General features: G+C 62.3%; 25 protein-coding genes. 6 read left to right on the forward strand and 19 right to left on the reverse strand.

The window, feature by feature from the left end; translation table 11 throughout:
• The first annotated feature begins 181 nt into the window (after positions 1 to 181).
• Positions 182 to 1,333, forward strand: coding sequence for a PEP-CTERM sorting domain-containing protein (locus LNV06_RS22250; RefSeq protein WP_263540501.1), 1,152 nt, complete (start codon positions 182 to 184; stop codon positions 1,331 to 1,333).
• Here the strand turns inward: LNV06_RS22250 and LNV06_RS22255 are convergent.
• From LNV06_RS22255 to LNV06_RS22270, 4 genes are all read right to left on the reverse strand, one after another.
• Positions 1,330 to 2,853, reverse strand: coding sequence for a M48 family metalloprotease (locus LNV06_RS22255; RefSeq protein ID WP_263540502.1), 1,524 nt, complete (start codon positions 2,851 to 2,853; stop codon positions 1,330 to 1,332). The two genes, LNV06_RS22250 and LNV06_RS22255, sit on opposite strands and share 4 nt — an antisense overlap.
• 19 nt (positions 2,854 to 2,872) lie before the next feature.
• Entirely contained in the window at positions 2,873 to 3,523 is a 651-nt protein-coding gene (locus LNV06_RS22260) for a UPF0149 family protein (RefSeq protein ID WP_263540503.1), read from the reverse strand.
• Positions 3,524 to 3,547: 24 nt separating this feature from the next.
• Complete coding sequence (locus LNV06_RS22265; RefSeq protein WP_263540504.1) at positions 3,548 to 3,775, reverse strand: hypothetical protein; 228 nt, start codon at positions 3,773 to 3,775, stop codon at positions 3,548 to 3,550.
• 94 nt (positions 3,776 to 3,869) lie between these two features.
• Complete coding sequence (locus LNV06_RS22270) at positions 3,870 to 4,787, reverse strand: DUF808 domain-containing protein (RefSeq protein ID WP_263540505.1); 918 nt, start codon at positions 4,785 to 4,787, stop codon at positions 3,870 to 3,872.
• A 93-nt stretch (positions 4,788 to 4,880) separates the two neighbouring features.
• On the opposite strand from LNV06_RS22270, the gene LNV06_RS22275 reads away from it, so the two are divergent.
• Both LNV06_RS22275 and LNV06_RS22280 read left to right on the forward strand, forming a co-directional pair.
• Positions 4,881 to 5,381 carry a thioredoxin family protein gene (locus LNV06_RS22275; RefSeq protein WP_263540506.1) on the forward strand — a complete coding sequence of 167 codons (501 nt, stop codon included), beginning with the start codon at positions 4,881 to 4,883 and terminating at the stop codon, positions 5,379 to 5,381.
• A 115-nt stretch (positions 5,382 to 5,496) separates the two neighbouring features.
• Positions 5,497 to 6,390, forward strand: a complete 894-nt coding sequence (locus LNV06_RS22280) for a transposase (protein ID WP_263540507.1) — start codon at positions 5,497 to 5,499, stop codon at positions 6,388 to 6,390.
• Here the strand turns inward: LNV06_RS22280 and LNV06_RS22285 are convergent.
• Entirely contained in the window at positions 6,387 to 7,310 is a 924-nt protein-coding gene (locus LNV06_RS22285; RefSeq protein WP_263540508.1) for a LysR substrate-binding domain-containing protein, read from the reverse strand. The two genes, LNV06_RS22280 and LNV06_RS22285, sit on opposite strands and share 4 nt — an antisense overlap.
• Positions 7,311 to 7,420: 110 nt before the next feature.
• On the opposite strand from LNV06_RS22285, the gene LNV06_RS22290 reads away from it, so the two are divergent.
• The gene (locus LNV06_RS22290) at positions 7,421 to 8,404 is read left to right on the forward strand and encodes a tripartite tricarboxylate transporter substrate binding protein BugE (RefSeq protein WP_263540509.1); all 984 of its coding nucleotides are present in this window, start codon (positions 7,421 to 7,423) and stop codon (positions 8,402 to 8,404) included.
• Positions 8,405 to 8,409: 5 nt separating this feature from the next.
• Complete coding sequence (locus tag LNV06_RS22295) at positions 8,410 to 9,294, forward strand: N-formylglutamate amidohydrolase (RefSeq protein ID WP_263540510.1); 885 nt, start codon at positions 8,410 to 8,412, stop codon at positions 9,292 to 9,294.
• A 123-nt stretch (positions 9,295 to 9,417) separates the two neighbouring features.
• On the opposite strand, the gene LNV06_RS22300 is transcribed toward LNV06_RS22295, so the two are convergent.
• The 13 genes from LNV06_RS22300 to LNV06_RS22360 all read right to left on the reverse strand — a co-directional run bounded on the left by LNV06_RS22300 (position 9,418) and on the right by LNV06_RS22360 (position 21,992).
• Positions 9,418 to 9,951, reverse strand: coding sequence for an SRPBCC family protein (locus tag LNV06_RS22300; protein ID WP_263540511.1), 534 nt, complete (start codon positions 9,949 to 9,951; stop codon positions 9,418 to 9,420).
• 85 nt (positions 9,952 to 10,036) lie between these two features.
• Positions 10,037 to 10,486: a hypothetical protein gene (locus tag LNV06_RS22305; RefSeq protein WP_263540512.1), complete on the reverse strand. Its 450-nt coding sequence runs from the start codon at positions 10,484 to 10,486 to the stop codon at positions 10,037 to 10,039.
• Positions 10,487 to 10,616: 130 nt separating this feature from the next.
• Positions 10,617 to 12,008 (reverse strand): bifunctional UDP-N-acetylglucosamine diphosphorylase/glucosamine-1-phosphate N-acetyltransferase GlmU, encoded by a 1,392-nt coding sequence (gene glmU / locus LNV06_RS22310; protein WP_263540513.1) that lies wholly within the window; start codon positions 12,006 to 12,008, stop codon positions 10,617 to 10,619.
• A gap of 100 nt (positions 12,009 to 12,108) precedes the next feature.
• Positions 12,109 to 12,735, reverse strand: a complete 627-nt coding sequence (locus LNV06_RS22315) for a DUF4136 domain-containing protein (RefSeq protein ID WP_263540514.1) — start codon at positions 12,733 to 12,735, stop codon at positions 12,109 to 12,111.
• A gap of 56 nt (positions 12,736 to 12,791) precedes the next feature.
• Positions 12,792 to 13,757: a tRNA 2-thiocytidine(32) synthetase TtcA gene (gene ttcA, locus LNV06_RS22320; protein ID WP_263540515.1), complete on the reverse strand. Its 966-nt coding sequence runs from the start codon at positions 13,755 to 13,757 to the stop codon at positions 12,792 to 12,794.
• Positions 13,754 to 14,164: a dihydroneopterin aldolase gene (locus LNV06_RS22325; RefSeq protein WP_263540516.1), complete on the reverse strand. Its 411-nt coding sequence runs from the start codon at positions 14,162 to 14,164 to the stop codon at positions 13,754 to 13,756. The genes ttcA and LNV06_RS22325 overlap by 4 nt, the downstream gene beginning before the upstream one ends.
• A gap of 21 nt (positions 14,165 to 14,185) precedes the next feature.
• Positions 14,186 to 14,968, reverse strand: coding sequence for an SDR family oxidoreductase (locus LNV06_RS22330; protein ID WP_263540517.1), 783 nt, complete (start codon positions 14,966 to 14,968; stop codon positions 14,186 to 14,188).
• 59 nt (positions 14,969 to 15,027) lie between these two features.
• Positions 15,028 to 15,657: a protein-methionine-sulfoxide reductase heme-binding subunit MsrQ gene (gene msrQ, locus LNV06_RS22335; protein ID WP_263540518.1), complete on the reverse strand. Its 630-nt coding sequence runs from the start codon at positions 15,655 to 15,657 to the stop codon at positions 15,028 to 15,030.
• Positions 15,658 to 15,669: 12 nt separating this feature from the next.
• Positions 15,670 to 16,668 (reverse strand): protein-methionine-sulfoxide reductase catalytic subunit MsrP, encoded by a 999-nt coding sequence (gene msrP, locus LNV06_RS22340; RefSeq protein ID WP_263540519.1) that lies wholly within the window; start codon positions 16,666 to 16,668, stop codon positions 15,670 to 15,672.
• A gap of 148 nt (positions 16,669 to 16,816) precedes the next feature.
• A complete protein-coding gene (locus tag LNV06_RS22345) occupies positions 16,817 to 17,650 on the reverse strand; it encodes a substrate-binding periplasmic protein (RefSeq protein WP_263540520.1) in 834 nt (277 codons plus the stop codon).
• A 33-nt stretch (positions 17,651 to 17,683) separates the two neighbouring features.
• Positions 17,684 to 19,096, reverse strand: a complete 1,413-nt coding sequence (ccsB, locus tag LNV06_RS22350; protein ID WP_263540521.1) for a c-type cytochrome biogenesis protein CcsB — start codon at positions 19,094 to 19,096, stop codon at positions 17,684 to 17,686.
• Positions 19,093 to 21,261, reverse strand: coding sequence for a cytochrome c biogenesis protein ResB (locus tag LNV06_RS22355; protein WP_411970149.1), 2,169 nt, complete (start codon positions 21,259 to 21,261; stop codon positions 19,093 to 19,095). The genes ccsB and LNV06_RS22355 overlap by 4 nt, the downstream gene beginning before the upstream one ends.
• A 107-nt stretch (positions 21,262 to 21,368) precedes the next feature.
• A complete protein-coding gene (locus tag LNV06_RS22360) occupies positions 21,369 to 21,992 on the reverse strand; it encodes a c-type cytochrome (protein WP_263540522.1) in 624 nt (207 codons plus the stop codon).
• A gap of 68 nt (positions 21,993 to 22,060) precedes the next feature.
• On the opposite strand from LNV06_RS22360, the gene yihA reads away from it, so the two are divergent.
• Positions 22,061 to 22,873 (forward strand): ribosome biogenesis GTP-binding protein YihA/YsxC, encoded by an 813-nt coding sequence (yihA, locus tag LNV06_RS22365; RefSeq protein WP_263540523.1) that lies wholly within the window; start codon positions 22,061 to 22,063, stop codon positions 22,871 to 22,873.
• Positions 22,874 to 22,904: 31 nt separating this feature from the next.
• On the opposite strand, the gene LNV06_RS22370 is transcribed toward yihA, so the two are convergent.
• On the reverse strand, positions 22,905 to 24,917 hold the full coding sequence (locus LNV06_RS22370) for a DUF1631 family protein (protein ID WP_263540524.1): 2,013 nt from the start codon (positions 24,915 to 24,917) through the stop codon (positions 22,905 to 22,907).
• Positions 24,918 to 25,073 lie beyond the last annotated feature (156 nt).

Here is a 25,073-nt window from a genome sequence, read left to right on the forward strand (position 1 = left end):
CTTTTTTCTTTCTTGACCCTTGAGGCATTCCTACCGAAGATCAGTGCACCGCCCTGGCCGTGGTGGGGAACGAGGCTCCATCGGCTGTTGGTGTGAAACATGCGCGTTTGCTCAAAGGCGTTTCAGGTAGTTGGCGGCCTCGTTTCAGTCTCTTCCGATGGGTCTTCAGGGAGTCAAGCCAATGCAACACACATCCTTCACCAGCAAGTCTGGGCCTCGCCTTTTGCTCTTGGCCTGTGCGCTATCGGCTGCTTCTGCGGCCCATGCCTTTAGTTTTCAGCTGACCGAGCTGGGCACCTTGGGCCAATCTGGGGCGGCCCATGCCTCCAGCATGGCTTTTGGCCTGAACGCCGCGGGGCAGGTCGTTGGCGTTAGCAATACCGGTGGACCAACACCGCATGAATATGGCTTTATCTGGACGGCAGGCAGCATGACAGCCTTGCCCTCCTTGGATGCCAACGGCGTTTACGGCAGCATCGCTTACGGTATCAATGCAGCGGGAACCGTGGTCGGGTCGGGCTACACCACCGGGGCGTTGTCCTATCACGGTATCCAATGGCCGGCCGCGAGTCCTGGCTCGCCCACAGATTTGGGCTCTGGCAATAGCTTCAGCATGGCTGTGGCCGTCAATGCCAGCGGCACCGTGGCGGGGCAAAGCACCAACCAAGCCGTACGCTGGGTGAATGGGGTGATGAGCAGTTTGCCTGGCCTGGGGGGCAGCGTCAGCGGAGCTTGGGCCCTCAATGATGCCGGCCAAATCGTCGGTGATTCAGGGCTTAGCGGTGATGTCACTTCCCATGCCACTTTGTGGACCAATGGGGCGGTCACCGACTTGGGAACCTTGAGTGGCGGAACCTACAGCTCCGCATGGGGCATCAACGCGCAAGGCCATGTGATCGGCTATGCCGACAAAGACAACAACCAGAACTTCACCACCGGCGTCTTGTGGAAGAACGGCCAGATGATTGACCTGGGGACTCTGGGTGGTGACGCCAGCGAAGCGCGCGGCATCAACAAGAACGATTGGGTGGTGGGCGGCGCCTGGCTGAGCAATAACGCGGTCGAGCATGCAACGCTGTGGTCGGGCAGCAGTTGGTTGGATCTGAATGGCGCCGTGCTCGGTGGCTTGGGGAGCTTTGCCTACCTGGAGCTGGCCACAGCCGTCAACGATGCCGGTCAAATTGTTGGTTATGGCAAGACGCTGAGCGGCGATACCCGCGCTTTCTTGCTGACGCCCGTGCCAGTGCCTGAGCCCTCAAGCTATGCCTTGATGCTGCTGGGCTTGGGGCTCTTGGCGGGTGCGGCACGGCGGCGCGCCGCTTTGCTGCGCTAGTTGCCCAGCGCCACGACCTTGACGGTTTGACCCGGTTTCGGCTCGCGGTCCAAGGCGCCGTTGAGCAAACGCAGCTGCGCTTCGGCCCTTTCACCCAAGGGGGAAGTCTTGGCCAGCTGGGCAAAGCCCCCTGCCGGCATGGTGGTCTTGCGCAGCAGCCAGGGGCGGGCTGCGGTGCGATCAGCTGGCGACATGGCGCGGAAGCTGGCTTCCGCTTCTTGCATTCGGCGTGAGGCTCTGGCCATGGCGTTGGCATCGCGGGCGCGGTAGAGCAGCAGATAGTTGTTCTTGTTCGGTCCGCCGATCAAGCTAAACTCCAGCCCTTGCCGCTGGCCCTGCGCGTTACGCACCACCGCATTCACGTGGCTGGCCGGCAGGCCGTTGAGGCTCAGGCGGTCCACCTGCATCTGTTCGGCCTGGGGCAGCAGCTGCTTCAACATCTGGTCTTGGCTGCCGCTCAGCTTGGGCGGGGCCGGGCGCAGGATCAGGCCAGCGTCTTGCTCGGGGTTGACCAGGAGCAGCGCCTCGGCGCTGTTTTGAATCTTCCAACCGGCCGGGGCGGTGATGGCGAAGCCGAGTGCTGGGTGGTAGAAGTTCTGGCCCCGGCTCAGGCCTTGGTCGGCACTTTCGCCAAAGGCGATGCCTTCAATCGCCGTCAGGTAGCGCGCCCGACCTTCGTCTTGGTAAGTTTCGCCGTCACTGGCGTAGTTGCGTGCAGTTTGGCTGATTTGGGCCAAGCGTTGGTCATTGCTAGGATGCGAGGCCAGCCAGTTGCTGCCTGAGGGCGCGGCGCGGCCCTCCAGACGGGCCTGCTCGGCGGCGAAGCGCTCTTGGTTCTTCAGTACCCGAATCACCTCGACCATATTCTTGGGGTCGTAGCGGGTGCGGGCAAGATACTCAGCGCCGAGGCCGTCGGCTTGCAGTTCTTGCTCACGGCCATAGGATGCGATATAGCCGGCCGCCACGTTTTGCGAGGCCTGGCCCAACATCTGCCCAGCGCCGCCTAAGCCTTGCGACTCCAGCACTGCGCCGAGCACGCTGGCAGCCAAGACACCGAAGCCGGCGGTTTGTTGACGCGTCGCGCGCTGCGCCCCGTGGCGCGCGGTGACGTGGCCAATCTCATGCCCGATCACGCCGGCCAAATCGGCCTCGCTCTCCAGGTAGGCCATGATGCCGCGGGTGATGTAGACATAGCCGCCGGGCAGGGCGAAGGCATTCACCTCGGGGCTGTCCAAGACTGTGAAGTGCCATTGCAGATGGCTGCGGTGCGAGGCCGCAGCCAGCTTCTGGCCAATCTCATTCACATAGGCTTGCAGCTTGGGATTGGCCAGTGGCGTGTATTCCTTGAGCACTTGCTCATGGGCTTTGCGGCCTTCCGCGATCTCGCTGGCCTCGTCCATCACCGATCGCTCGGCTTGGCCGGTGACCGGGTTGACCACGGTGGTGCCGCAGGCGCTCAGCAGGCCCGCGGCCAAGCTGAGCGCCAGCAAGCGCGGACGGAAGAACTTCAAAGCAACCATCGATACATCAAATACAGGGTCAGGTCTTGCTGCGTGCGGCCCAGAGTTGCAGCACGTTGTCGAGCACGGCGCGGCTGAGCGCATCGCGCTCAATCGGGTCGTTCAGGCGGGCGCGATCGGCTTCGCTCAGCTGCGAGTCGTCGCCGCCCAGCAAGGCGATGGGCGCCAGCAGCGGGCCGGTAGCCGCGTCGTCAAACAGTGGCGCCCAGGCATCGGGCGCCAAGTCAACGGCGGTCAAGAAACCGATGGCCCATTCTTCGGCATCGGTCAAATCGTCTTGGCCTTCTTCGTCGCTTTCGGCCACGCTGAAGATGGGTTCCCACAGCTCTGGTTTGGCGGCCCATTGCCAGGCAATCGAGCGCAGATGACGCAGCACCAGCAGCATCACCCGCTTGCGCTGCTTGCCGCTGACGAAGGGGTAGTTCTCAGATTTGCCGGCGGCCTCGAGGTCTTCACCATCGCCGCCCCAGACGGTGGGCAACCAGGCGGCGCCGGGCAGTTCGGCCAAGGCCTGTGGGCTCAGCAGCAGGCCGGCCAAGTAGCCGTCCAGTGCTTCGATATTCATGCTGGCTTCGGTGGGCAACCGGGTCAGCATGTCGTCCAGTGTCGACAACTCCTCATCGGAGAGGGGCAGGTTGTCAGACTTGGGGTCGTATTGGGGATATTCCATGCTTGATTGTCGCAGTCTGTCGCATCAGAAGCGGCTGCGCGCTTTTTTGCTGTCGAATTCCAGCAATTGCTTTTTCAGCAAGGCCATCAGCACGCGGGCATTGGCTTCGCTGAGCGTGATGATGGTGCTGGGTTCGATGCCTTCGACCGGCGCCTTCGGCGTGACCAAGGCATCGACCTTGAACATCATCTGACCGTGGGTGTTGTTCGAGGCGACCTTGAACTTCTGGATTTCAATCGTGTGAGTCTTCATCTCGTCATCCTAACCTTGTGTGGTTTTGAACGCTGATTCTTTGACTTGGGCTGCCTGCGCCTAACGCCTGATCTGAACTGCTGTATTTGACCGGTCAATGGGGGCGCAGCAGGCCCCAGAGTTTCTGCCCGATGCTGACCAACAGCAAGCAGATCGCGCCAGCCAGCAGCCCGACCGCACCATCCACCAGCAAAGACGCCAGCGGCGCTGCTGGGCCTAGCAGGGGCGCCAGGCTTTGCGGCAACTCGTGGAGTGCATGCACGCCGTGGCTCAGAATGCCGCCGCCCACCAGGAACATCGCAATCGTACCGGCCACCGTCAAGGCGCGCATCATCCACGGAGCCAGGGCCAACAGGCCACGGCCCAGGGCCTGCGTAGCGCCGCCCTTGCGTTGGCTGAGATAGAGGCCGGCGTCGTCCAACTTCACGATGGCGGCTACCAGGCCGTAAACCCCCACCGTCATGAGCACGGCAATGGCGCTCAGCACCATCACCTGCTTGTCAAAGCTGGCATCCGCCACCGTTCCCAGAGTGATGGCAATGATTTCGGCTGATAAGACAAAGTCGGTGCGTATCGCCCCTTGAATCTTGTCGCGCTCGAAGCTGCGCAAGTCTTGTTCTGCATTCAGCAAGGCAGCGTCCAAACTATGTTGCGCAGCCTCTTGCTCTGCGGGGCTGTGCAAGTATTTGTGGGCCAGCTTCTCGAAGCCTTCGAAACAAAGGTAGGCGCCGCCCACCATCAACAGCGGCACCACAGCCCAAGGCGCCCAAGCACTGATGGCCAGTGCCGCAGGCACCAGAATGGCTTTGTTGCGCATCGAGCCTTTGGCGACCGCCCAAACGACTGGGAGTTCTCGGTCGGCCCTGACGCCGCTGACCTGCTGGGCATTGAGCGCCAAATCGTCGCCGAGCACACCGGTGGTTTTTTTCGCGGCCACCTTGCTGAGCAGGGCCACATCGTCAAGGACGGAGGTGATGTCGTCGAGCAGGGCTAAAAGACTTGCGCCAGCCATCGTGTCGGCTTTCCGGTGGGATTGAACAAGCTTCGCTTTGTACCCTATTCGACATGGCAAACTGCGTGCCACTGCTCTGCTCTCACGCACATCATGAAAACAAAAGTTCTCGCTTTCTTGGCGCTCACCGTTGCGTCTTGTTTCGTAGCCCATGCCCAGCAGCCTAGCCCGGCTCAGCCCAGCGCTGGTGCAGGCGTGAAGACGGTCTACAACGAAGCCGCCGATGCGCGTGCTGAGTTGAATCTGGCTTTGGCGCGCGCGCAGGCTCAGCACAAGAATGTCTTGCTGGTATTTGGTGCTAATTGGTGCGGTGACTGCTTGGCGCTCGATCGCAAGATGTCCTCGGGTTCTCTGGCCGAACATGTGGACCAGCGCCTGGTGGTGTTGAAGGTGAATGTGGGCCGTTTTGATCGCAACACCGACCTCGCGGCGCAAATCGGGGTGTCGTTAAAAAAGGGCATTCCCGCCGTGGCGGTGTTGTCACGCGAAGGGGAGGTCATCAAGGCGACCAATGGCGGTGAGTTGGCGGACGCACGAAACATGGGCGACGACGCTGTGCTGAAGGTTTTGGAAGGCTTGCACGCCAAGCGTTGAGCCCTGAAGCTTGCTATGCAGGCCGCAGGCAAGATCTGACCCCCAAGGCTGCAGTTTCATTTTGCTGAATGGGGTCAGGCCTTGCCTTTTGAGAGTGCGTCGCCTAAGTTGATGCATGGCTCGCCCTCCACGCATCGAATTTCCTGGCGCGGTTTATTACATCAGCGCCCGCTGTGAAGCGGGGCAGCAGGCTTTTGCCGACGATTTGGATCGCCAAGGGCTGATCGATCTGATGGCCCAAGCCATGCATCGTTTTGATGCCCAGGTCTTGGCCTACAGCCTGTTGCAAGACCACTATCACCTGCTGCTCTACACACGAGCGGCCAATTTGTCGCGTTTGATGCGGCATTTGAACGGCGTCTACACCCAGCACCACAACCGTCGCCACGGCGGCAACGGCGAGTTGTTCCATGGCCGGTTCAAGGCTCTCGTGGTGGACCGCGATCGCTACCTCTTGGATGCCTGCCGCTATGTCGAGCTCAATCCGCTGAGAATGGGTTTGGTGAAGGCGGTGGAAGCCTGGCCATGGTCCAGCTATCGCGCGCATATTGGGCTAGAGGCAGCGCCAGACTGGTTGGATACCGAGGGCTTGTGGCGCTATGTGGCGGGACAGGCCTTGAATTCAGCGGCCGACCGTCGTCGTGCGGCACAGCGCTATGCCAAGCTGGTGGCGGCTGAGCCGGACTTGCAGCTCTGGCCTGGTCAGGTGCAGCGGCAGATCTTTTTAGGCGATGCGGCCTTTGCTCGCCGGATGTTGGCGCAGCACGCGGCTGCGGTTCCCACGGCGCGCCCGGCTCCATTGGGTTCTCGAACCAAGGCCAAGGCCAATCGCCTGGACTGGGCTCATTGGTTGAGGGGCAGCGCCTCACGCGAACAAGCGCTTTACCGCGCGCATACCGAAGGAGGGTATGCGATGACTGCTCTGGCTCAGCAGTTGGACTTGTCGGTGTCGCGCATCAGCCGTTTGGTGGCTTTGTATGAGCGAGCGATGAAAGCGGGCTCCACCTAAGCGTTGCCCGTGATCACGGGCTTGGGGTGATTGGCTGCCGCCTGCGCTTTCAACCATTGATGCAACTGCTGCAAAGCTCGGTTCGAGTGGCTGGCGCGCCGGGTGCAAAGCATATAGCCGCGCTTGATGGAAATGGGGCGGTCGAAGGGAATGGCGATGCGGCCGCTGCTGAGCTCTTCGTCGATCAAGCAGCGCTGCACGATGGCCACGCCCAGGCCGGCCATCACCGCCTGCACGAGCATGGACACCTGTTCGAAGTCTGCGCTGGGCGTCAGCGACATATTGCTCACGCCTACAGCATCCAGCCAGACCCGCCAATTGTTCGGATAGTTGGTGTGATAAAGCAAAGGGCGGCTGAGCAGATCGACCGGCTCGCGCAATGGGTGGCGGCCGCGCAATTCCTTGGGGTGGCAAATCGCCACGATCTCGCGCCCGACGATGTAGTCGGCGGCGATGCCGTTCGGCCAATCGTCCTCGCCAGGGCGCAGCCAGGCGTCGATGTCGGGGCTGCTGAAGTCTTCATCGTGCTGGTAGGGGGCCAACGACAAGGTGATCTGAGGGTGCAGCGCTTGCCAGTCGGCCAGTCGCGGAATCAACCATTTGATCGCCAAGGTGGGGGCGACGGACAGGCGCAAGCGAGTGGTGGCCGCTGGCACGCGCTGGGCGATGGCGGCCGACTCCAGGGTCTGCAAGGCCGGTCCGACCAGGTCCAGGTAGGCTCGGCCGCTGGCAGTGAGTTCGATGCCGCGTGCCTGCCGAAAGAAGAAGGTCTGACCCAAGTGCTCTTCGAGCCGGGCGATGGCGCGGCTGATGGCGCCTTGAGTCACGCACAGGTCTTCCGCAGCCTTGGAAAAGCTGCCGTGTCGGGCCGCCGAAGCGAAGGCATGCAACTCATGCAGGGAGGGGGAACGAATGCGCATGTGGCTATTTTGCTATGAGTCTGCGGCATGTCTGTGTGAGAACTATTCGTCTCATGCGCTTGATGCTGGCTCCAGAATGGCAAGCCTCTGTCACCCCTTTCTTCTTCGCCATGTCTGTTTTTTCCCCGATCAGAAACTGTCTCCTGGCCTTCGGTGTGTCGGTCTTGTTGTTGCCGGTTTCTGCGCATGCTGCCGAGTATCCAGACAAGCCCGTCAAATTGATCGTTCCCTTCGCACCCGGTGGGTCGACCGATATGGTGGCGCGCTTGCTGGCCGAGAAGATGGGCCCCATCTTGGGCAAGACGGTGTTGGTGGAGAACCGCGGGGGTGGCGGCGGGGCTTTGGGGGCCGATGCGGTGGCCAAGGCTGCGGCCGATGGCTACACCATTGGCATGGCCACGGTCAGCACCCATGGCGCTAACCCAGCCATCAACCCGCGCTTGAGCTATGACCCGATCAAGGACTTCAGTCCCATCAGCAACATCATGCAAGTGCCCAGCGTCTTTGTGGTGCATCCCAGCGTGCCGGCCAAGAGCATGAAAGAGTTCATCGCCCTGGCCAAAGCTTCGCCGGGCAAATACATCTTTGCCTCGCCCGGCAATGGCTCCTTGGGTCATGTGAATATCGAGCTATTCATGGACCTGGCCGGCATTGAGATGCTGCACATCCCCTACAAGGGAGCGGCCCAGGCCTCCAATGACGCCTTGGCCGGCGTGGTGAATGCGATGACCGACAACCTGCCTTCAACCTTGCCGCACGTGAAAGCCGGCAAACTGCGCGCGCTGGCGCTGCTGGCGCCGCAACGCAGCCCCTTGCTGCCCGAGGTGCCCACCTACAAGGAACTGGGCTTCACAGAAATGAGTGAGGGCGGCTGGTTTGGCTTGGTGGCACCCGCCGGCACCCCTCCGGCCATCATCAAAAAGCTGAATGAGGCCGCACACAAGGCCATGCAAAACGAAGAGTTCAAGTCGCGCGCCACGGCGATTGGCGGCATCAGCATGGCCAACACGCCCGAGCAGTTCGGCCAGCAGATCAAACTGGCCTTGGACAAATACCGCCGCATCGTGGCCAAGGCCAAAATCAGCCTGGACTGAGCCGTATGCAAGTCAACTATCAATTCAAACCCAGCAATGCGGTGCGGGTGCATCCGCCCTTGGCGGCAGCCGGGCCTGTTTTGCCCTTGGTGTGTGATTCACCTCACAGCGGCGTGTGCTACCCGGCGGACTTTGGCAGTTGTCAGCCGCTGGCGGCGCTGCGCCAGGGCGAGGACACCCATGTGGCTAAGCTTTGGTCTGCCGTGCCAGCCTTGGGCGGCACCTTGATCGAGGCCTTGTTCCCTCGCACCTATGTGGACGTGAATCGCGAACTGAGTGATTTAGACCCGGAACTGCTGGATGGGCCCTGGCCGCATCCGCTGTCACCCGGAGAGAAGTCGCGCCTGGGCTTTGGTTTGATCTGGCGGGGCCTGTCGGCCGACCAGCCCATGTATCAGCGTCGCTTGAGCGTGGCCGAGGTGGACGCGCGCCTCCGCAACTGTTGGCAGCCCTACCACCAGGCTTTGTCGGCGGCGGTGGACTCGGCCTACCAAGCCCATGGCGCGGTTTGGCACCTCAATTTGCACTCGATGCCGGGCAATGCGTTTGCTCGGCTGGGGCGCAATAGCGAGCAGCCGCTGGCGGACTTTGTGCTCGGCGACCGGGATGGCAGCACCTGTGAGCCGGCTTTGCTGGACGTCATCGAGGCCAGCGTGCGAGCGCATGGCTATCGCGTGGCCCGCAACAATCCTTACAAGGGTGTGGCGCTGATTGCTCAGATCGGCCAACCGGCGCTTCGTCGGCACAGCCTGCAAATCGAAATCCGCCGGCCGATTTACATGGATGAAGCCAGCCGTGAGCCGAATGCGGGCTTCGCGCCCTTGCAGCAATGCTTGCAGGCCACCCTGCAAGCCCTGGCAGGCCATATCCGAACGCAGATCGGGGCTTGAAGGAACTATCCCCGTCATCTGTGGATAAGTTCGTGGGCAAGCTGTCCGCCGCTGCGGCAAGTCATTGATTTGTCATGAAAAACATTGACTTGCTGCAAATTGAGGCAGCTGGCGAAACAGGCCTCAAGACTTCTCCGCAAGCGCTTTCAAACGGGCCAGGCCGGCCTCAAAATCGGCGCCCACCATCTTGTCGCTGAACAGCGCGATCCAGCGGAACAAGGGATTGCTGCCCATATCGCCATCCATGGACCAGGTGACGCTGCAGGCGCTGGGGGAGGTGGATTCAAAGCGGAACTCGCCGCTGGAAGTGGTGCCGAAATCGGGGAAGTAGAGCTCATAGCCCATGCGTTTGGGAGGCTCGGCGGTGGTGAAGGTCATCTTGCCGTCGCCCTCGCTCTTGCTCTTCCAGGCCCAGACGGCACCCGGGCCCGATTCGGGGCCGCTGTATTCGATGGCCATCATGGGGTCACGCTGATTCCAGACGCTCCATTGCTTCCACTGGCGTGGGCTGGCGACCAGGGCATAGACCTTGTCGGGGCTGGCTTCAATTTGTACCGTGCGCGAGACATGGAACTTGGACGACAGGGCCATGCCGCCGAAATAGAGGCCGCCCACCAGAATCAGGACCAGCAGGATCAGGGTTTTAACGAGTTTCATAGCAGGCACTCCAGAACGAGGTGCCCTGCAGCATGCCCATCAGGGAGGCGGTTTGCAAAGGGGCAAACCAGAGCCTCAGCCGCGCTCAGTGTTTGAGCTGGTGCTCGGGTGCGGCGATCTCGGCCTCGACCCAGGCTTCTTGACTGGCCTCGCGAGCGGCAGCCAATTGCTGGCAGAGTTCAAACACGCCCAAATTGTCGGCACCGACTTGTTCGGGCATGGGCGCGCTGCCGATGTCGGCCGGCAAATCAGCCAGGGCACCGAGCAATTCAAACAGCAACTCCAGCGTGGGCTCGCCGCCGGCTTCCATTTGGCGCGCCAGACCCAGACTGCGGCACAGATACCAGCAGGCGCTGGCTGCATCGTCACACTGGGCGTGGTACTGCGCCTGGGTTTCCAGGGCAGCGCTGCGCGCCGCCTGCTCTTGGCGGGCGGTTTCTTCGTCCAGACTGAGCCAGGGGCTGTCGATCAAAATGCTGTCATCCAACTGAGCTTGCGTGTTGGATGCTGGGAGCCGAGCGGTACTGCGCGCCATGATTGTTTGCCTTCAATGCATTGGTCCCAAGCTTAGGCGCCTCTGTTCGCCAGCGCCTCCCGCAGACCGGGGGAGGCGGGCGCCCAAAGGGCGCGCTCACGTGCAATTATCACGCCCCGCTGCGGGCTTGTCAGCGCTTCTTGACCGGACGGGTCCAGCCGGGGATGGCCACCTGTTTGCCGCGCGCCACAGTCAGCTCACCTGCCGCCACCGGTTTGGTGACGGTTGAGCCGCCGCCGATGGTGGCGCCAGCGCCGATGGTGATCGGTGCCACCAGCACGCAGTTGCTGCCGACATGGACGTCGGCACCGATCTCGGTGCGGTGCTTGTTGGCGCCGTCGTAGTTGGCGGTGATGGAGCCGGCGCCATAGTTGACGCGTTCGCCCACCGTGGCGTCGCCCAGATAGGCCAGGTGGTTGGCCTTGGCGCCCTTGGCCAGGGTCGAGTTCTTGACCTCGACGAAGTTGCCGATGTGGACTTCTTCGCCCAGGTCTGCGCCGGGGCGCAGGCGGGCGAAGGGGCCGATCAGCGCACCGGCGCCGACCTTGGCGCCGCCGGCCTTCTCGCCGTCGATATGGGTGAATTCATGGATGCGGGCGCCGGCGCCGATGCTGGCATTGCGGATCACACAGTTGGCGCCGATGCGCACGTTGTCGCCCAGGACGACAGTGCCTTCAAACACGCAGTTGACGTCGATCTCCACGTCTTGGCCGCATTGGAGCGAGCCGCGCAGATCGAAGCGGCACGGGTCGGCCAGGCGCACACCGGCTTCCAGCAGCGTTTCAGCCTGCTCCAACTGGAAGCGGCGCTCCAGATCGGCCAGCTGCACCGGGCTGTTGACGCCCAGCACTTCGGTCTCGTTCGGTGCGGCAATGCCCAGCACCGGCACGCCTTCGGCCACGGCCATGGCGACGATGTCGGTCAGGTAGTACTCGCCCTGGGCGTTTTGATTGTTCAGCTGGCTGACCCAGCGTTTCAGCGCGCCGGTGGGCGCGGCCATCATGCCGGTGTAACCCTCGCGGATGGCGCGTTGCTCGGCGCTCGCGTCCTTGTGCTCGACGATGGCCAGCACATTGCCGTCCGCTTGGCCGCCCTGGCGCACGATGCGGCCGTAGCCGCTCGGGTCGCTCAGGTGGATGGTCAGCAGCACCAGGGCCTTGCCATCACAGGCTTGGACCAAGGCTTGGGCGGTGGCTTGCTTGATCAGCGGCACATCGCCGTTCAGGATCAGGGTCGTGCCCTCGTCCTCGGGCAAGGCCGGCACGGCTTGCTGGATGGCGTGGCCGGTGCCCAGCTGGGGCATCTGGCGCACGAACTGCACGCCGGGGCCGGCGACTGCAGTTTCCACGGCTTCGGCTCCATGGCCGGTGATCACCACATTGCGCTGAGCCTGCAGGCCCTGCGTCATGTCCAGCACATGGCGCAAGAGCGAGCGGCCAGCCAGTTTGTGCAAGACCTTGGGCAAGGCCGATTTCATGCGGGTGCCCTTGCCCGCGGCCATGATGACAATGTTCAGCGACATAAAAGAGTTGCGGCTCCGTCTGAGAAGCCGCAATTATGGCGGTGCTGCGCTGCAGGCCAGTGACAGGGCACCGCTGGCGCGGTGTCAGCCTGCCACTTTGTCAGCGCATCACTTGGACGCTGACGCGGTGCGGCTCGGTGCGCACCTTGGGGAAGTCACTCATCGCTGCTTCAAACATGGCGCCCAGCAAAGCGCTATTGCCCGGCACCGAGCCTTCATTGCTGGCGCGGGCCTCGTACAGCGGTTCCGAGCTGGCCCGGTCGCGCAGCAAGACCGCCACCGAGCGTTCATAGCGCCGGTCCATCAGGTCGGACGGGTGGTAGAGATAAGCATGGCGGCCCGGCGCGCCATAGCGCCAGTAGTTGTAATTGCCATGCCAACGCCACCACAGCGGGTCATCCCAAGGCGCGTAGTCTTGGGCGCGGATGCGCTGGCCCAAAGAGACCAGCACATCGGCGCTCTTGGCGTCCTTGCTTTCGCTGAAGCCGGCCTTCAAGAGCGCCGCGCGGGCGCTGTCTTCGGCCTGCGTCTGCAAGTCCGCGCGTTCACCGCCACCTTGTTGTGAAGGCAGGCGTTCAAAGTAAAAGCTGCCTGGCTTACGCCCCTCAGGCCAAGCCCCGAAGCTGGCGACCTCGCTGCTGACCATATACGGCCCGCTGCAAGCGGAGAGGCCCAGCACTGCGAGGCCGGCCAATCCGGTCAAGACGATGCGACGTTGCGTTTTCATCAGAGTCTCCTTGGGTTTGACGCCCATTTTGATCCTGCTTGTTTGACCGTTTGTGATCAATCGGTCGTGGTTTTGTCTCGGTGCAAGGTGATCACCGAGCTGGCGGCCTGTGGCGGCGCGCAGCTTTCCTCTTCATCAAAGGCGATGTCCCCGTTCGCATCGGGCAGTCCGGTGGCTTTGAGGGTTTGGAAGGGGAAGAGATCCCGGTCCATCATGTGTGAAGGCACGATATTGCCCATGGCGGTGAACATGTTTTCAATGCGGCCGGGGAATTTCTTCTCCCAGTCATTGATCATGGCCTTGACTTGCACGCGCTGCAGGTTCTCTTGGCTGCCACACAGATTGCAAGGAATGATGGGGAACTCGCGATGCGCAGCCCAGCGCACCAGATCGGGCTCGGCCACATAGGCCAGCGGCCGGATCACCACATGCTTGCCGGTGTCGCTGACCAGTTTCGGCGGCATGCCCTTCATGCGAGCGCCGAAGAACATATTCAGCAAGAGCGTGACGATGATGTCGTCGCGGTGGTGGCCCAACGCAATCTTGGTCGCCCCTAACTCTTCAGCCACGCGGTAGAGGTTGCCACGGCGCAGCCGCGAGCACAGCGAGCAAGTGGTCTTGCCTTCAGGCACCAGGCGCTTGACGATGGAGTAGGTGTCGGCCTCTTCGATGTGGAAGGGCACGCCGCGACTCTTCAGATACTCGGGCAGCACATGCTCAGGAAAGCCGGGTTGCTTTTGGTCCAGATTGACGGCCACGATCTCGAAGTTGATCGGTGCACGCTGCTGCATATTCAGCAGGATGTCGAGCAGCGAATAACTGTCTTTGCCGCCGGACAGGCAGACCATGACCTTGTCACCCTCTTCGATCATGTTGTAGTCGACGATGGCCTGGCCCACCTGGCGGTGCAGGCGCTTGGACAGCTTGTTGATCGCCAACGAGGCCTTCGCGCTCGGTTCTGCGCCGGGCTCGGCGGCCGTTTCAGTGGGCGCGGCGGCTTCGAGAATTTCAGGGTTCATCATGCTTGCGAGGCGGCTTCGGGTTTCAGGCCAAACACTTCCACGCCGACCGCGTCGCAGTCGGGGTAGACGTCGGGCTTTTCGGTCGAGACGCGGGCGGCTTTCACCATCGGGTGCTTGAGCATCAAGGCCAGCACGTCGTCGCACAGGGTTTCTTGCAGATGAATATGGCCTTGGCTGACGCGCTCGGCAATGCTGCTGCGAATGAAGTCGTAGTCCAGCACTTCATTCAACTCGTCGTGCTGGGGCGTGGACAGGCGCAGAGGGATGTAGAGATCCACATTGATCAGCACGCGCTGCTCGCCTTTTTTCTCGAAGTCGTGCACGCCGATATTGATATTGACCTCGTAATTGCGCAAAAACAGGCGGCGACAGTCGAGCAGGGAAGGGTGGGCAAGAGAGCTGTGCATAAGACGATGAGGCAAGGGGAATCAGTGGCCCGACGTGGCGGGGGTGGTGAGAAACATGACATCGCGCGCTTGCGCGCTGAGGTGCTGGCCACCATCGACCAGCAAGGTGGTGCCGGTGACCGCACGAGCCTCGATCAGATAGCGTACGGCTTGCGCGATGTCTTCGGGCGTGGACGAGCGTTGCAGCGGCGTCATGCGGTGGGCTTGGGCGAATTCGCTGTCGGCCATCGGCCCGGAGACCAAGGTGACGCCAGGCGCCACGCCGCAGACCCGCAGTTGCGGGGCCAGGGCTTGCGCCAGCAAGGTGGTGGCGCTTTCCAGCGCCGCTTTGGAGAGCGTATATGACAGATAGTCCGGATTCGGGTTCCAGAGCTTTTGGTCCAGCACATTGACGACGCAGGCGCGCGCTTCAGCGGAGGGCAAGGCACGGCGCAGCGCGCGGGCCAGCACGATGGCCGGCCCGGTGTTGGCGCGCCAATGCAAGTCCATCGAGGTGTAGCTGAAGCTCTCGATATCGTCGTACTCGAACAGCGAGGCATTGTTGACCACGGCGTCCAGGCGGCCGAAGTGCGCCATCACGGCGGGCACCAGGCCCTCGCAGTCGGCCTCTTGGGCCAGGTCGGCGCCGAACAGGGACGCGCGCGCACCCAGGGCCTGCAACTCGCCGGCCAAGGCTTCGGCCTCGGCGCGCGAATGGCGGTAATGCACGGCGATGTCATAGCCGTGGCGGGCCAAATCAAGCGCCATGCTGCGACCCAGGCGGCGCGCGCAGCCGGTGATCAAGACGACGGGACGTTCATTCATCCGCGGATTATCTCAGCCGAGCCGGATTTCGGCCCGCTGGGGGCGAAGAAGCCCGCAGATCAGCGGCCGAGGGCCTGGCTCTGCGGCCGCCGTAGCGCCCTCCAGACACGCCAGCCGAGCAGGGCGGCGACCACCGCCGCGTACAGCAGCGGCTCGCCAAAGTTCTGCTTGCCCGCTCGCATCCAAAAGAAATGCAGCAGGCCGATGCCGGCAATCAGATAGACCAACTTGTGCAGCTTTTGCCAGGTTTTGGCGCCCAGTGCCTTGATGGCGCGATTGAAAGAAGTGGCCGCCAGCGGTAGCAGCAAGAGCCAGGCCGCGAAGCCCATCAGGATGAAAGGTCGCTTGAGAATGTCTCGGCCGATGTCGGCCAGCGCCAGGCCCATGTCCAGCCAGCCATAGGCCAGCAAGTGCAGGCTGGCATAGAAGAAAGTGAACAGCCCCAACATGCGCCGAAAGCGCGCCAGCGCCGGTAGATTGAAGACCGTGCGCAGCGGGGTGATGGCCAGCGTCAGGCACAGAGCCCGCAAGCTCCAGTCGCCCAACTGCCGTATCAGCGTCTCGGCCGGGTTGGCGCCGAGCTGATCGTGGGCTGCGCCCCAGACCAGCGCCGCCAAGGGCCACATGCAGAAAAGAAACAACAAAGGTTTGGCCGCGGGGTGCAGGCCCCAGGCATTGATCTTGCGCATGCCGACCGTGACTCAGTAGTTCTTTTTCAGGTCCATGCCGGCGTAAAGCTGTCCGACTTGCGCCTCATAGCCGTTGAACATCAGCGTTGGGCGCTTCTTGGCAAACAGGCCGTCTTCGCCAATGCGGCGTTCGCTGGCTTGGCTCCAGCGCGGGTGATCCACCTGCGGGTTCACATTGGAGTAAAAGCCATATTCCTGTTGCGCGGCTTTGGTCCAGCTGCTGACGGGTTGCTTTTCGACCAAGCGAATCTTGACGATGGACTTGGCCGACTTGAAGCCGTACTTCCAGGGCACGACCAAGCGTACGGGCGCGCCGTTTTGATTGGGCAGCACCTCGCCATACATGCCAAAGCTCAACAGGGTCAGCGGGTGCATGGCCTCGTCGATGCGCAGGCCTTCAACATAGGGCCAGTCCAGCGAACCATTGCGCAGGCCAGGCATTTGGCTCTTGTCGGCCAGTGTGGTGAATTCGACGAACTTGGCCTTGGACGTGGGTTCCACTTTTTTGATCAGCTCGGCCAGTGAGTAGCCCACCCAAGGGATCACCATCGACCAGCCTTCGACGCAGCGCAGCCGATAGATGCGCTCTTCCATAGGGCTGAGCTTGAGCAGACTGTCCAGGTCAAACACCATGGGCTTGCCGACCTCGCCCTCGACACTGACGGTCCAAGGGCGCGTTCTCAGGCTGCCGGCAGTGCGGGCCGGGTCGGCCTTGTCGGTGCCGAATTCGTAGAAATTGTTGTAGCTGCTGGCGTCTTGGTAGCGGGTCGGCTTGTCCAGGGTCATGGCTCCGGCCACCGCGCTGCGGGCACCGGGCAGCTTGGCCAACTTGCCGCCGCCCGGCACTTGCGCCAATGCCTCTCGACCGGCCCAGGTGGCCAAGGCGGTGCCGGCGCTGCCTGCGGCCATGACTTGCAACCATTGCCGGCGTCGCAGATAGACCTCTTGTGGCGTGATGTCAGAGCCCAGAATCTGGGATCCGAAGGCGGAAAGAAGCTCAGCACGGCGCATGGCAGCCTTTATTGGTCAAGTTGCAATGACTGTCAGTCGTGACAGCAGGGCCAAAGCTTACGGCTTGCTAGAAATTTCCGCTCAGTGCGGGCCTATTATGGGGCGCAGAAAACTCTAACTCTGCCGATCGAGCCCGCCGCGCCTGGGTTCATGGACCGTCGTTCCAACCCATCGGGCATGACACCGACTTCATCAAGGCGGCATGCTCGCCGCTGTCCTTGAGGCGTTTGAGGCCGCGATTGAAGTCGGCCAGCAGCCCTGCACTGCGCGGGCCTTGCGGAGGCAGGATCAGATGGGTGGTGAAACTATCGGTCAGTGCGCGCGGATAGGCCGCGAACTTTGCCGCTTCGCTGGGCTTGAAGTGCCGGCTCAAGAGGTCGCACGCGACATTGCGCTCCATGGGCATGGCGTCCATCCGCCCCAGCAACATTTTGCGTAAGCCGGCCAGATCGGTGGGCGTGGCGTCGCCCTTGATCTCGCCGCTTTTGATCAAGTCCCAGAGCTCGGGTGTGTAGGTGTAGTCGCGAATGAAGCCGAGGGAGTAGGCCTTCAGGTCCTTCATTTCGCGCCATTGCAAAGGTACGGATCGACGGTGCACGATCAGCCATTGCTCGGTCAAGACGTTGTCGCTGAGCAAGAAGTCGCGCCGCCTCTCGGCGGAGGCGCCCCAGTAGGCCGAGGCGTCGAAATGCCCGGCCTTGGTTTCTTGCTGGGCCCGCGGCCAGGGCAGAAAGTGGTACTCCACTTCATGGCCGGAGAGCGCAAACGCGCGGCGCACGATTTCCAGCGCAATGCCCTGGTCCGCGCGTGACTGCGTCGCATAGGGTGGCAATTCGCCGGTGGCGATTTGCAAGGGCGCGGCCAGGGTCGTCGGGCTGATCAGGGCGCCCCAGCCGGCCAATGCCAGGATCAGGCCCCGACCCCAGGCACGCAGCGGCTCAATGGAAGTGCGACTTCGCGCGGCGTGTTGCGAGGGGGGCATGAGCCGCTGGTTTCTGCTGTTTGCGTTGGTTGCTTACAGCGTGCCGTAGGAATGCAGACCGGACAGGAACATATTGACGCCAAGGAAGGCAAAGGTGGTGATCACCAAGCCGCACAAGGCCCACCAAGCCGAGACCATGCCGCGCAGGCCTTTCATCAGGCGCATATGCAGCCAGGCTGCATAGTTCAGCCAGACGATCAGGGCCCAGGTTTCTTTCGGGTCCCAGCTCCAATAACCGCCCCAAGCCTCGGCGGCCCAGAAGGCGCCCAAGATGGTGGCAATGGTGAAGAAGGCAAAGCCCAGGGCGATCGACTTGTACATCAGGTCTTCCAGCGTCGCCAAGGCCGGCAGGCGCGCGGTCAAAGGCTTGCGCAAGGCCACGCAAACGCCAAAGAAGACCAACAGCCCCGTCATCTTGCGGGCCCAGCCGTCCAGGCCCTGAATGGTTTCAGGCGGCAGGTCGGCGGCGAAGAAGCGGGCCGCCAAGATGGCGGCAATCAGGCCGACGGGCAGGCCGATCAAGCCGATCAGCAGCGCGCGTTGCGAGGCGGTCTTGAGCAGATAGGCCATGGCCACCATGGCCGCCAGGGCGAAGGTGCCGTAGCCGACGAAGTTGGCCGGCACATGGATTTTCATCCACCAACTTTGCAGGGCCGGCACCAGCGGTTGAATTTCATGCGCTTCGCGGGCTACCGTGTACCAAAGCAAAAAGCTCACTGCAGCGCTGATCACCAACAGGACATAGGCACCCAGGGCGCGCGTCTTGAAGCGGGCTTCGTAGTAGAGGTAGAACAAAGCCGTCATCCAGCAAAACAGCACGAACACTTCGTAGAGATTGCTGACCGGGATGTGGCCGATGTCGGGGCCGATCTGGTGACTCTCAAACCAGCGCACCAGGGTGCCGACCAAGGCCATGAAGACCGCGCCCCAGGCCAGGCGCGAGCCAATCGCTTCGGCCGCACTGTTCTCGCCGTTCTTGACGAAAAAGCCGCCCCAGTAGAACAGTGTGCTCATGAAGAACAGCAAGCTCATCCACAAGATCGCGCTTTGGCTGGAGAGGGCGTACTTGAGCAAGAAGACCTTGTCGGCCGCCGCCAAATCGGCGCCAAAGGCGTCGCTGTGTTGTCCGTAAAGATTGATGGCCAGCAAGCTGGCAGCGCCGGCGGCCAGCACCAGGATGCGCAGCGGACGCCAGAACCAGCCCAAGGCAATCAAGGCCGGCATGGCGAAGATCAGAATGCCCTCTTCGTAGCCGTCCATCGATGCACCGTAGCGCGAGAAGGCGAACAAACCGCCGGCAATGATCAGGGCGGCGAACAGCCAGTCAAAGACGTCGCGGCCTGAAAAGAAGCCGCGCCGCCCGATATGAATGCTGGCGCTTGGGGCGGAGCCTGAGTTGTTGCTGGCGCTGGAGGTGGGGCTGACGGTGCTGCTGGCGGAGTTCATACGCCTTCCTTCAAAAGATCAAGCTTGATTTGCTCAAATTCGGTGCCCGTGTCGGGCGTCTCACGGGTGCTGGACAAAGCCATGCGAACCCGAGTGGTTTCGATCTGACCCGGCGCGGGCTCTAACCAAATCCACAAGCGGCGCTCTTTCACATAGAGCATCGCAAACACGCCGATGATGAGCAGGATGGCGCCAAGATATACGAGTTTCTGCCCCGGTGCTCGTGCCACCTGAAAGACACTGGCCTGCACTTGCTTGAAGTCTTCCAATTGCAGCAAGACCGGGGCAGGGTAGAACATACTGTCGGAGAGCGCCAGCACCGACTGGGTCATGAAGGCCTGGGTGTTGGCGTCCGGCGTGGGCAGGCTCAGCTTGGCTTCTTCGCGGCACAGTTTGTAGAGTTCAAACAAGCTGCCATTGAGGATGCGCAAAAGCACCTCGGAGACGCGCTGGCGCTCGGCTTCGGGCACCTCGGTCTCAATGAATTGCGACAGCGCCGGCAGGCCGCCGGTGATATTGGCTGCCTTGTCATCGGGCTTGACACCCTCGGCACCCGAGAACAAAGCCAAGGCACGGCGTGCCGTGGCCTGCAGCTGCGGCGTCATCTGCGGCTTGTCATTCGGTGTGGCGGCCTCGGCGTAACGGCGTGCGGCGCGTTCGCGCAGGGCTTTGTCCATCAAGGCTTCGCGCAGGCGCAGCCAGCCGTCCATGCTCATCTGCTCGTCGGCCGGGATGCGCAGGTAGCGGAAGGCTTCGGCCGGCGTCTCGCGAACCCCGGCGAGGAAGACCCGCTGGCCGTCCAACTCCATCGGCACCATGTAGTTGTTGTACTCGCGCGCTTGGCCGGCCGCGTCGCGCAGGCGGTAGCTGAAGGAGGGTCCGACGTTGTGCAGGGCTTTGTCGGTCTTGGTCTTGGCGCCGCTGCCCAGATGGCTTTGCAGCGAGTCCACCAGATCGACCTTGCGCACATCGGTGCTGCCCGGGCCGCTGGCATTGCCGCCGAGATTCTCAACGTTGATGACGCGCAGGCCCGCGAACTCGAGCGTGAGTTTTTGGCTCTCGTTCTTCAGCTCGGTGTTGCCGCCGACCTTGCCTTCGATCATGAAGGCCGGGCCGCCGCTCGCATCGGCGCGACCCAGCGGCCTCGCCTTGAGCTTGAGATCCGAGCCGCCGTCTTCGAAGCTGCTTTGGTACAGCGCAATGCCTTTGTAGATCAGCGGTTCGTTGACCTTGATCTTGGCTTCGGTGATGGCGCCGGTTTCATGGTCACGGATGCTGACATCGCTGGCGAAGAGCTTGGGCATGCCGGTGTCGTAATACTCGACGATGAACTTCTTCAGCTCCACGTCAAAGGGCAAGTCCTGCAGCACCACGCCATTGGGCATGGACAAAATGGCAGTGGCAGCGCGGCCGCCCTCGGGCACCATCAGGTTGCCGCGGAAACTCGGGTTGTTGGGGCCGAGGCGGTGTTCGGCTTTGACTTCGCTGATGAAGCCCCCGCCTTGGTAAATGGTCTTGCCTTGTGCCCACATCAGGCCGCGCACCAGTAGATCGCCGTCCAGCAGGCCTCCCAAACAGATCAGCACGATGGAAGAGTGCGCCGCCAGATAGCCAATCTTGTTGGCCGAGCCGCGGCGCGCAGCCACCATCACACCTCGCTCGCGCGCCTGCACCTTGGCCTTCCAGCCCTCGGCCGTCAAATAGCTGGCCACTTGAGCCAGTGCCGCTTCCGGCGCGACTGGCAAGTGCCCCAGAGCCTTGTGATGAAAAGCCTGCAGCGATTGCTCGCGCACATGCTCTTTGTAGTTCTTCAAGTCCTGAAAGATCTTGGGTGCATTGCGCGCAATGCACAGGCTGGTGGAGATGACCAAAAAGGCCAAGATCAGCAGGAACCACCAGGCGCCATAGACGGTGTAGAGATCAAACTTGCCGAAGACCTCGGCCCAGAAGGGGCCGAACTGGTTGACGTAGTTGTTCAGCGGCTCGCGCTGCTTGACCACGGTGCCGATGACCGAGGCGATGCAGATCACCGTCAGCAAGGCGATAGCAAAACGCATCGAAGCCAGCAAGTCGAGCAACTCACGCGCCCAGTCATTGCCGCGCTGAATGGGGGGCGGGGCGGGGCTAAGGTTGGGTTCGCTGAGGGGAGAGGTGTCGGTGGACATCGGGGATCTGGAGCAGGGGCCAAGAAAAAAGGCCGGTGAGATTCACCGGCCTTTTTGAGTTTTTTGCAGCCTGTGGGCGGCTCAGCAAGCGATGAGCCGAGCAGGGCTCAACGCAGGCCGGCGATGTAGTCGGACACGGCCTTGATCTCGCGATCGTTCATCTTGGCGGCCACGCCAGCCATCTGAATATTGTTGGCACGGGTGCCGGCGCGGAAGGCATTCAGCTGAGCTTCGGTGTAGTCGCTGTGCTGGCCAGCCAGGCGGGGGTACTGCGCGGGCAGACCGGCGCCGGAGGGGCTGTGGCAGCCTGCGCAAGCGGGGATCTGACGGTCAGCAATGCCACCGCGATAGATCTTTTCGCCCAAGGTGATCAGTTCCTTGTTCTTGGCAAAGCCGGCCTTGGCGGTCTTCGAAGCGTAGAAGGCGGCGACGTTCTTGATGTCCTCGTCGGACAGGGTCGAAGCCATGCCCTTCATGACCGCGTTATTGCGGGCGCCGGACTTGAATTCGGTCAATTGCTTGGCCAAGTACTCGGTGTGCTGGCCTTGCAGGATGGGGTTGGCGGGGCTGCCGCGCGAGCCGTCTGCCGTGTGGCAGGCGGCGCAAACCTGGGCCGAAATGGCTTGACCCTTGGCCAGGTCTGGCTTGGATGGGGCCTTGGCCTCATTGGCATTTGCAGCGGAAGCGGCAAGCAGCAGGCTCGACAACAGGAAAGCAGCAGTCTTAGTCATGAATTTATAGATTCGGTAAGCGCAACTTTAAGATTTTACAATGGCAATCCATTCAGCCAGAACACTTCATGACCAACACCTCTTCTGTGCCGCAGCATTCTGCGGAAATTGAGACATCGCCATCGGACAAGGTGGTGTTGGGATGGACCCACACGGCCCGTTTCTTGACAACGGCCAGCGAGTTGGTGCATCTGCCTGCGAGTGAGTTGCCCGAAATTGCTTTCGTGGGCCGCTCCAATGCCGGCAAGTCCACCGCGATCAACACCTTGGCTCAGCAAAAGCGCTTGGCTTTTGCCTCCAAAACACCCGGTCGGACGCAGCATATCAATTTGTTTGAGCTGGGTCCCAAAGATGCAGCAAATGCCTGGTTCGCCGATTTGCCCGGTTATGGCTACGCCGCCGTGGCCAAGGCCGCCAAGCTGCGTTGGCAAAAAGTCATGGCCGACTATCTGGCCGTGCGCCGCAGCCTCTCGGGTGTGGTGCTGATGGTGGACTCGCGCCTGGGCTTGACCGATCTGGACAAGCAATTGCTGGAGTTCGTCGAGCCACGCGTGCGCTCGGGCGAAGTCAAGCTGCTGGTCTTGTTGACCAAGGCCGACAAGCTCAATCGCAAGGATGCCGATGCGGCTTTGTTTGGCACTCGCGCCTATATGAAGCAGCTGGAGACCGAGGCCTCGGACATCACCGTCACCCTGTTCTCGGCGCTGAAAAAACTGGGCGTGGCCAAGGTGGCGCAGACCCTGCACGGCTGGGTGCAGGCGGCGCGTGTGGTGACTGAAGCCGAGTTCGCGGCCGCCGCCGCATCGTCTGCAGCAGCCGCTGCTGCAGGGGCCGGCGAAACGACCGAGTCGGGTGCTGCACCAACGCTGCCGTCGGCTTAAATCAGCGTGAAGGACCGAAACCAGGGTTGGCTCAGCCCTGGCTCTCCAGGTCTTGCATCAAGGTGTCGACCGCGCGTTGCAGCAGGCTGGTTTCGTCCAGCGCGGTGATCAAGCCATTGGCCAAGAGCCGCTCCAAAGCGGCGTGCGTCAAGGAGTGGCGCTCGTCGGCGTCTTGACCGACGAACAAGTAGTACTGCTGGTTTTCGCTGATCCAGGCGACTTGGGCTGTCAGCCATTGGCTCTGCACAAAGAGGTGGTACCAAGCGCCGATGTGCACCGCGTCCATCCAGTGTTTGATGGCCGCCAGCGCGGCGCGCTGATCGTCTTGGTCGAACTGCTGCACCGGCACGGTCGGCAGCTCGCCGCGATCCACTCGCGTATGTGCCCAGTGCTCGGGCAGCTGCGATTCGCGCTCGTTCAGCAGGCGTTGCAGCAACTCCTCTTGGCTCAGTTCGCGACGCTCCTTGGCGTCCGCCAAGGCTTGCGGCACGGTGTCGCCTTCGTCCAGCGCGCTCAAACCGCGCAAGAGTCGGCCATGCTGCAGCATCAGCTCATGCAAGACCGGTTCACGCTTTTCTTCGGGCAGTGCAATTGCATCGCAGCCGGAGCGCAGCGCTTCGATCAAGCCGGGTAGGCGGTGGCGCAAGGCGTGGCGTGCCGCTTCGTCCTTGGGGGTTTGCAAACTTTCCAACAGCTCATCCACCCATTCGATGCGCAACATGGCAGCCGCGGACTCGCGGCCATGCAAGATCATGGCCTGCACGATCACCTCGACCCAGGCCGTCTGCAAGAAATGGCGCAATTTTCGGCCCAAAGGTGCATCGGCCGTCTGGGCGCGAATTTGCTCGCGCAGTAGATCTAGCCATTGCTTGCGCATTTGCTCGCGCTCCAGCGAGGCCAAGGCGGCGGCGCTGCGTTCGCTGCGCTGCTGGGCTTGCTTGTTGAGCATGGCGTCCACGCGGGCCAGCGACTGTTCGAACAGATAGGCCGTGGGCAAGGGCGCGTCGACCAGGGCCTGCACCTCGGCATCCATGCTGCGCAAAAAGCTCTGGAACTGTTCGTCATCGGCGCGCTCAAAGGCCATGCCATGCGCGGCCACGCGGTTCAGCAAGGCCCAGGTCGGGTGATCCTGGCGGTGCAAGAGGCTGGAATCGCTTCTCGATAAGCGCACCACCGCGACTTGCAGTCGCGCCAGCAAGGCCTTCAGCGGCGCCAGCAAGCGCGGGTCGGCCAGGATCTGGTCGTACAAGCGGCTCAACATATCCGGGCCGGCCTTGGGGCTGAAGACCTGTGCCTGAGCTGTCGTACGGGCGCTGATATTCGCCGGGCGGGTGTTGTGCTCGTGCACACGGCGCGCCAGGCCGTCCAAGGTGGCGGGTTCGCTTTGGCGATTGGCCAGCGCAAAGCGGTGGGCGGCGTCAGCATCTTGGTCGCGGGCCGCGTGGCTGGCCACCAACTGGCTCAGTTCGGCGGCGCGCAGCCGGGCGCAGAGTTGTGAATAAATGCGGTGTAGGCCTTGTGCCATGGGCGTGGCGGCCACTTGCATCAGCTCATAACGACGCTGCGGGTCCATCTCCACACTGGACAAAGCTACCAGCAAGGCCTGCGCAAACAGCGCCGGGCGCAGCGGGTTCTCGTTCTTGCGCGCACGCGCGGTGCCGCGCAAAGCGGCGAAAAAATTGCCCAGCTGATGCAACTCGGGGCGCGATTGGTCTTCCACGACCTGGATCACATGGGCCACCGCCACATCCTGCAGGGCCTGGCGCTCATCCACCAGGCACAGGGCATCGAGGCCACCACCGGCACGTTTTTGCTGTTGCAAAGGGTCTTGGCCCTGGCTGGCGCTTTGCAGCAAGGGCAAGAGGGCCGCTTCAAAGTCGTGGGTGAAGCGGGCGCGCATGCGCCGCCAGCCCTCGAGCAAAGGGAAGTACTGGGTGCGCGAGTCCAGCGCTGCTTGGGTGGCATTGAGCAGATGGCGGGCCAAGGCCGGCGCTTCGCTCATGGCTTCTTCTAACAGGGAGATCAGGGTGGGGGGCGTGGACATGGAAGGGGCTAGGCCGGGGAGGGCTCAATTATCAGTCGGCAAGGGCTGCGCCGGGCCATCGCGCATCTTGCAGTCTCGAGGGACGAAAAAAAAGGGACCGCGTGAACGGTCCCCTTCTTTGTGAGAAAAATCTCACCGATCGGCATCTCAAGAGCC

The organism is Paucibacter sp. Y2R2-4 (genome assembly GCF_025717535.1).
Lineage (GTDB): Bacteria > Pseudomonadota > Gammaproteobacteria > Burkholderiales > Burkholderiaceae_C > Paucibacter_A.